At 53.3% G+C, this 2521-nt stretch carries 2 protein-coding genes and 1 pseudogene; 2 read left to right on the top strand and 1 reads right to left on the bottom strand.

The features are described from left to right. Window positions 1-366 (bottom strand): annotated as a pseudogene (locus ASE89_RS20780) (hypothetical protein); the annotation flags it as partial. Between the two features lie 498 nt (window positions 367-864). Here ASE89_RS20780 and ASE89_RS09410 point away from each other — a divergent pair. Both ASE89_RS09410 and ASE89_RS19730 read left to right on the top strand, forming a co-directional pair. Then, the gene (locus tag ASE89_RS09410; RefSeq protein ID WP_168427620.1) at window positions 865-1683 is read left to right on the top strand and encodes a glycosyltransferase family 32 protein; all 819 of its coding nucleotides are present in this window, start codon (window positions 865-867) and stop codon (window positions 1681-1683) included. Window positions 1684-1970: 287 nt separating this feature from the next. Next, window positions 1971-2521, top strand: a 551-nt coding sequence (locus ASE89_RS19730) for an acyltransferase family protein (RefSeq protein ID WP_156363396.1), incomplete at its 3' end; no start/stop codon positions are given.

Below are 2521 nucleotides of genomic sequence, written 5' to 3' on the forward strand. Positions count from 1 at the left end.
ACCGAGCAGCTGGCGACCATACCAGGCGTTGACGTCGCCGGTGCCACCGGTGCGCGCACGCCACTGGTCAGCGACCTGCGGATTGGCGGCAAGCTTCAGGTCGCGGACGACCGCGGCGGCGATCGCCTCGCTCTGCAGGACATCGGCCTGGGTCGCGACTAGCGCGACCACGCCATCCTCCGGCGCCGCCTCGTCGGTGACCGACTGGACCGGGCCGCCGTCGAACAGCAATGAGGACTGCGCGACATAGGTCTTGGGCGTGCTGGCCGTCCAAAGTGCGACCAGCACGACGGTCACCAGAATGATCGCCAGCTCGATACGCCAGCGCGCCTTGAGCGACGCGAACAGATCAGCGGGTGTTAGCAAGGTTGCTCTCCTGCGGTGCGCTAAGCCGGGCCGCCGTGGTGGAAACAGGGGTCGTCATCAACAGCGCGCCCCGCCGAATCGAGCGTGGTTTGCTGTTGCCAGTGCATTCGCCATAAAGCACAACGGGAACAACCGGCGCGACAATCCGAACCTCCAATCTCATGTGCCGAGGTCAGAAAGGTAACACGCGTACTACCTGAACCCTCTCTCCGAGGCCCACCCACTCGCTTCCGTCGAAATAGCACTGGTGGTTCACCAAACAGCCATCGCCAACTTCAACGCGGTTCGACCCGAAGTAGGTGCCATCGCGGATGATGGGCTTGCCGGTGATCCGAAGGGCCATCATCCGCAAAACCCGTGCGCGACGCCACGAGCTGATCAGGGAGTATGATTGCAGGCTATTGAAAAACACAAAACGTCGATTTGACATACGGCTACGATGACGACCATTCTAGAGGCAAACAGATAACTAGCAAAGCGTTAACAAAGGGGTAAATGATGCATCCGCTAGGCCTGCCACTCGTGGAGACCGGCAAAACCATTCCGAAGGTCATCCATCAGACGTTTCCGACACGCAGTTTACCCGTTGAATTTTCACAGAATGTCGAGCGCTTGAAGGATCAAAACCCCGGGTGGAGCCATGAACTTTACGATGACTCTGATATCGTCACCTTCATTAAAGAAGAGTACGGGCCGGACATCCTTGCGTTCTTCGATCAGATTAGCCCCGCATATGGCGCGGCTCGCGCGGATTTGTTCCGCTACCTGCTGCTTTATAAACGAGGTGGCGTCTATCTGGATATCAAAAGCGGGGTAAGCCGCCCGCTTGATGAATTGCTCTTGCCGGGCGAACAGGTATTGTTATCGCAATGGGAAACTAGTGCCGTCATTGGACGCGCGGAATTTGGCAAACATAAAGAAATAACTCTTCCCGGTGGCGAATTGCAGCAATGGCAAATTATGACGATAGCGGGTCATCCTTTTCTTAGAGCAGTAATCGCGAGTGTCTTAAAAAACATCGCAAATTACAACCCATGGAAATATGGCACGGGCGGGAAGGGCGTTTACCGCGTAACCGGGCCTATCGCCTATACCAAAGCCATAGAGCCGCTGATGTCTTTATACCCGCACCGCCTTGTCGTAGATACTGAAGTCGGGCTTATTTATTCGGCAATCGAAAACAGTCATAAAAAATTATTTAAGGGTCACTATCTGGCCCGGACGGACCCGATCATTAAGGGGAGCGGTCTGGCTCAGCTTTCCGGCTGGTCTTACGACTTAGCGCGACGTGCCAAGCGGTATGTTAGCCGAGCATAATCTGCGGTACTGGAACGTCACACCGTTACCGAGTGGAACAATAAACCTGACCGAAGAGCGCTGCCTGCCCGGGGACGAGCCGCTGCTGGATTACTGACGGGAGCTAGTGAGTGCTAGTGACTCGTAGCGTGGGGTTTCATCTCTACTCGCTCCCGCTTCCTGACCTGTCGCATAGCCTCTGACGCCTCACCGATCACTACCGACGTCGCTTATTGGATGACTCCGGGGTTATTTTAGAACGCGTATCTTGCTAGAATGGTACCACCAGACGGTGATCGGGGTGAAAAATGGGCAACGGCCAAATCGTCAAAGAAAGAATTGAGTGGATTGACGTTGCCAAAGGCATGGCAATTTTAATGGTTACCCTACTACATGCTAATTTCGTGGTCAGCCGGAGTGGAATAGACACGTCTTTCAGTGCCGACATTCATGACTTTTTAGAGCTCGTGCGAATGCCGTTATTTTTTCTTGTGTCCGGATTTTTCGCATCGTCTTCTATAAGGTCTTCGTGGAAAAACCTTTGGAATAGACGCATTGCACAATATATATGGCTTTTCTTGATTTGGTCTACCATCATGTGGCTGCTAAGCAGGGTTCCAGCATTTGAAGGTGATCCCGCGTTTCCAGAAGATTTTATATCCCTTCTAAAAACTATAGTTCGTCCCTTGAGCTTTATATGGTTTCTGTGGTGCCTACCCGTTTATTTTATTTCCGCGAAATTAATACAAAGGATCAATCACCGGTTCGTGCTTGTGGCGCTTATTGCAATATCTATCCTAGGGTCAGGACTCGTTGATCAAAGCCAGAAGATGACGGTGGCGGCGAGGGCAATGGCGGA

Origin of the sequence: Sphingomonas sp. Leaf30 (assembly GCF_001422525.1) — a bacterium.
Classification (GTDB): domain Bacteria; phylum Pseudomonadota; class Alphaproteobacteria; order Sphingomonadales; family Sphingomonadaceae; genus Sphingomonas; species Sphingomonas aerolata.